Source organism: Streptomyces hirsutus, assembly GCF_001418415.1.
GTDB lineage: Bacteria > Actinomycetota > Actinomycetes > Streptomycetales > Streptomycetaceae > Streptomyces > Streptomyces hirsutus.
Map to the genome: position 1 here is coordinate 1 of NZ_LIQT01000506.1, position 4,702 is coordinate 4,702.

6 protein-coding genes are annotated in these 4,702 nt (G+C 70.2%); 2 read left to right on the forward strand and 4 right to left on the reverse strand.

Features of this window, described 5'->3' with window-relative positions; genetic code table 11:
• Nucleotides 1-503 (forward strand): sigma-70 family RNA polymerase sigma factor family protein (locus AOK11_RS32565; RefSeq protein ID WP_478501593.1); only part of this gene is annotated, 503 nt, incomplete at its 5' end.
• Between the two features lie 48 nt (nt 504-551).
• On the opposite strand, the gene AOK11_RS46925 is transcribed toward AOK11_RS32565, so the two are convergent.
• The 4 genes from AOK11_RS46925 to AOK11_RS32585 form a co-directional block, all read right to left on the reverse strand.
• A complete protein-coding gene (locus AOK11_RS46925; RefSeq protein WP_157869499.1) occupies nt 552-839 on the reverse strand; it encodes a hypothetical protein in 288 nt (95 codons plus the stop codon).
• Nucleotides 840-917: 78 nt separating this feature from the next.
• Nucleotides 918-1,625 carry an ABC transporter ATP-binding protein gene (locus tag AOK11_RS32575; protein ID WP_055597284.1) on the reverse strand — a complete coding sequence of 236 codons (708 nt, stop codon included), beginning with the start codon at nt 1,623-1,625 and terminating at the stop codon, nt 918-920.
• Between the two features lie 8 nt (nt 1,626-1,633).
• The gene (locus AOK11_RS32580; RefSeq protein WP_055597282.1) at nt 1,634-3,022 is read right to left on the reverse strand and encodes an ABC transporter permease; all 1,389 of its coding nucleotides are present in this window, start codon (nt 3,020-3,022) and stop codon (nt 1,634-1,636) included.
• A gap of 64 nt (nt 3,023-3,086) precedes the next feature.
• Nucleotides 3,087-4,376 carry an ABC transporter permease gene (locus tag AOK11_RS32585; RefSeq protein ID WP_055597283.1) on the reverse strand — a complete coding sequence of 430 codons (1,290 nt, stop codon included), beginning with the start codon at nt 4,374-4,376 and terminating at the stop codon, nt 3,087-3,089.
• A 149-nt stretch (nt 4,377-4,525) separates the two neighbouring features.
• On the opposite strand from AOK11_RS32585, the gene AOK11_RS32590 reads away from it, so the two are divergent.
• Nucleotides 4,526-4,702, forward strand: a 177-nt coding sequence (locus tag AOK11_RS32590; RefSeq protein ID WP_157869500.1) for a response regulator, incomplete at its 3' end; no start/stop codon positions are given.

The following is a 4,702-nucleotide window of genomic DNA, read 5'->3' on the forward strand; positions in this document are numbered from 1 at the left end:
GGCATCGACTCCAGGACGACGTCTTCCGGTACTCCTTCGCCGAGATCGCCGACATCCTCGACCGGACTCCCGCGGCCTGCAAGCAGCTCGCGGCCTCCGCCCGGCGGCGGGTGCGCGTCGCACGGGCTCCGGTGACGGCGGCCGGGCAGGCCGATGTGGTGCGGCACGTCAAAGAGGCATGGGAGACCAAGGACATCGTGGCCCTCGTCGACCTCCTCGACCCGGCCGCCGTGATGACCGCCGACGGCGGCGGCATGGTCGGTACCGTCCTGCGCCCGATCGAAGGCGGTGCGCGCATCGCCCAGTACATGGTCGCCATCGCCGACAAGGCTCCGGGGCTCGAACTCCTGGAGCGGTCGGTCAACGGTGTGCCGGGCCTGGTGGCCCAGCGTGCCGGCGCCGTCATGACCGTGGCCTCGTTCGGTGTCGCCGACGGCCGCGTCACCCGGATCTGGGCGGTCCGCAATCCGGAGAAGCTACGGCCATGGATGCGGGCCGGCTAGGTACGGTCCGGTGACCGTTGTGTGCCCGTCAGGGCGCCAGCCGGTCACCTACATCCGCACCGGTTCGTCCACGAGCGCCGTCGGTCGGTCGATGTGGGATCGGCCTTCGCCGTGCCGCCGCGCCGGGACACCGAGGCATGGAGGGTGCTGTCCGGCCTGCTGCACGCGGGGGTCCGCTTTCACAAGGGCTGCTGCGGCGGGTCCGTGCACCGTCCCCGCCGCTGACGGCGCGGCGGTCCCCCGCTCTCCGCCGACGCCCTCCAGCACCACGGCGAATTCTCCGCCGACGGCCGTCTTCGCCGCCTCCATCCAGCCGTCGGCCGAGTAGTCCACCACCGCGTCCACTCCCTCACGGACATCGCCTTGACCGGCCCCGTCGGCATCGTCCGCGGCCGGTTCCGGGTGGGTGCGTGGTCAGCGTGGTCTCGCCTCGTCCGTCAGCTTGCCCTTGCGCAGGGTGAGGACGCGGTCGGACTGTGCCGCCAGTCGCTGGGAGTGGGTGACGACGACTACGCACTTGTCCTGTTCGTGGGCCAGTCCGCGGAAGGTGTCGATGATGCCCTCGGCGGTGTCCTCGTCGAGGTTTCCGGTGGGTTCGTCGGCGAAGAGGATGTCGACGTCGCAGGCCAGGGCGCGGGCGATGGCGACACGCTGCTGCTGGCCGCCGGAGAGCCGCATGACGTTGCGCGTGGCCATGTCCTTGTCCAGGCCGAGCCGCTCCAGGATTTCCAGAGCGCGGGCCCTGCGGCTGCCACGGTCCGGCTTCACGCCGGTGATTTCCATGGCGGTGGTGACGTTCTGGAGGGCGGTCATATAGGTGAGCAGGTTGTAGTGCTGGAAGATCGTGGCGGCGTGCTTGTTGCGGTAGCGGCCGAGGCCGAGCTTCGTCAGGTCCTGACCGCGGAAGCTGATGGTGCCCCGGGTGGGTGCGTCGAGGCCGCTGGCGAGGCTGAGCAGGGTGGTCTTGCCGCTGCCCGAGGGCCCCAGGACGGTGTAGAAGGTGCCGCGCCGGAAGCTGTAGTCGATGTTCTTGAGCACGGTGGTCCTGCGGCGCTGGTCGGCGTAGGTGTGGCTGACGCCGTCGAGGCGGAGGACGGGCGGGGTTTCGGTGGCGCTGGTCATGGTGGCTGTCACTTGCCCTTCGTGAGGATGGTGCGGGGGGTGAGCCGCAGGACGGAGGCGGCCGGGAGGGCAGTGGCCAGAAGGCCCATGCCGAGGCCGACGCCGCCCACGGTGGCCAGGGCCGCCGGGTCGAGGCGTACGTCGATCCTGTCGATGGGGTCGGCGTTCTCCACCGGCCGGTCGTCCGGGTCGATGCCCTGGTCGATGCCGGTGCTGCCGGGAGCCGGGGGCTGCCAGGAGTCGAGTTCGTGCCGGGCCGCGGCGGCCTCTCGGCCGAGCAGCGACTGGCCTGCGCTCTGGGTCAGGCTCTGGGTGAACAGGGAGCTCAGGCCGATGGCGAGGGCCGCGACCGCGACGATCTCCAGCGCCTGCTGGGCGATGAGCTTCCCCTTCTTCTCGCCCATGGCCAGCAGGACGCCGTACTCCTTGCGGCGCTGCTTGACCGCGAGGTTGACGAGGAGGGCGAGGACGGCGGCGCCCGCGATGCCGATCAGCCACATCGCGACGGCGGCCGTGGAACTGATGCTGTCCAGGGGGCCCGTCATCTGCCGGATCGCCTTGTCGTTCGCGTCCAGTGCGAACCCGTCGAGCGCGGAACCCGCGATCCGTTCGGCCTCCTCCTTGAACCTCCCCAGGTCGTCGGCGTCGGAGAGGAGGAAGGTCGCCTTCCTGACCTGCAAGGACCCGTCCGCGGGGGCGTTGAGTCCGGCGAACCCGCCCACGGACGCGTACAGCATGTTGGCCGGGTTGACGAAGTGCTCCGGCTCGGGCTCGGAACTGGGGCGCGGGTCCCGGTAGATACCGGCCACCGTGAAATCCGCCGTGGCCTTGCCCTCGTGCGCGCCCAGGGTGATCTTGTCGCCGGTCCTGAGGCCGTTCTTCCGGGCCAGCCGCTCCTCGATCAGCAGCTGGTGCTTGTCTTTGTCGGCGGCGGTGAGGTGCGCTCCGGACAGGAGCTCGAAGTTGCCGCTGCGGAAGTCGGGCAGCAGCGCGGAGTCGAGGACTCCGACGGTGGGGGTGCCATCGGGCCCCATGCCCGAGGCCGCGGCGTCCACGCCCTCGGTCACCAGCTCGGTGCCGCCCTTGACGACGCCCCGGTCGAACATGGAGTAGGTGTACTTCTGGACCAGCGGGGAGGCGCCCAGCTCGTCCACCACCGCGGCGCTGATCTGAGGGGCCACGAGGGCACCGCCGGCGCCCAGGCTTTTCAAGTCCATCTCCAGGTGGACCTCGGCGCCCACCGAGCGCTTGGCCTCGTTCTTGGCCCGGGCCGTCGCGTCCTTGATCATGACGCCGGCCAGCACCATCACGGAGATGACGAGGAAGGTGCACAAGGTGATCAGGGTCCTGCCCTTGCGGGACCACAGGCTGAGCCCTGCCCGTTTGACGAAGTTCATATCGGTCGGCTCTCTCGTTCCGTGTCGGTCGTTCTGTAGGGGTCGTTCTGTAGCGGTGCGGTGCTTATTCGCTGTCGGTGAGGAGGGAGCGGGGGTGGAGGCGGAGAATTCCGATGCCGGGGACGACGGTGGAGACCAGGGAGATTCCGAGGCCGATGCCGGCGACCTTGCCGAGGTCGGAGGGCTCGACGCGCATCCGGGGCGAGTCGGCCGGTGTGTCCGGGGAGTCGGCCCTCAGGGAGGGAGCGGGGTCCTGGCGGGCGAGTAACGCGTCGCCCGCCTGCTGGACGGCGACCTGACCGGCCAGGGCGGCGACGGCCACAGCCGGCAGGCCGACCGCGGCCACTTCCACGGCGTGCTGGCCGATGAGCTTCCACTTCTTCTCGCCCAGCGACAGAAGCACCCCGAGCTCGTCGCGGCGCTCCCGGATCTGCAGCATCACGATGAGCCCGAGAATCAGCGCGCCGGCCACGGCGGTGAGCCAGACGATCAGCCCGGCGAAGGTACCGGCCCGCTGGATCGGACGGACCTGGTCCTCGTACGCCTTGTCGTTGACGCGGAAGTCGAACGACCCACCGCCGAGGAGTCGCCGGGCCTCGGCGTGCAGATGCTCGGCCTGTTTGGGGGAGCCGATCCTGAAGACCGCTTCGGTGAGGTCCGCCGTGCCGGGGCTCAGCCGCTGAACCGTGCGGACCGGTACGTAGAGCACGTTGCCGGGCAGCTGGTGCGGCGGGACCCACCTCGACGGGTCCTGCGTCGAGTCCCGGTAGATCCCGACGACCGTGAGCGGCACGGTGCGCTTTCCGTCGGCCGACCGCACGTGGAGGGTGTCGCCAACCTTGAGCCTGTTCTTCTCAGCCAGCCGCCGCTCCACCACGGCGACCTTGCGGCCGGCGTCCTCGGGGGTGATCCCGCGCCCCGCCGTGATCTTGTTCGAGCCGTACGAGAAAGGCAGCAGCAGGCCCGAGTCACGCACGCCGTTCAGAGCCAGGGGAGGCGGTGTCTCCGGAGGCGGTGTCTCCGTCCCGGTGCGGTTGCCGCCCGGCCTCGGGGCGTCGGACTCCAGCGGCTCGATGCCGCGGGCCTCGGCCTCGAGCGGGAGCCGCGGGTTGTACCGATGCACCTGCGGGGACGAACCGAGCCGGTCCGCCAGCGCCGGAGTGAGGCCCTTGCCCTTCAGCGTCACATCGACGCCGATGGTCCGCTGCGCTTCCGCCTCCTGGCGGGCGGTGGCGCCCTGCAGCAGGAAGCCGCCCAGCAGCAGGACGCAGATGACGACGAAGATGCCCAGCAGAGCGGCGGTCCTGGCTTTCCTGGCACGCAGGCTCATCCCCGCACGCTTGACGAAGTTCATGGCCGCAACAGAAACAGGGCGCCCTTTGCAGCGGGATAAGCGCGTTACGGCGGCGTAAGGACGCGGTCCCCGCGACGGCCGGGAGTCGGGAACATGCCGCTCCGCTCTCCTTATCCCCCTGCAATGCCGTGCCGGGTTTCATGGGGTCCATGAGAGTTCTGTTGGCCGAGGACCATCGCGTTCTCGCCCGTACGATCGCCACCGGTCTGCGCCGGCAGGCGATGGCCGTCGACCTCGCGGTCTCCGGGGACGAGGCCGAGCGGATGTGCCTGCTCACCGACTACGACGTGCTGATCCTCGACCGCGACCTGCCGGTCATGACCGGC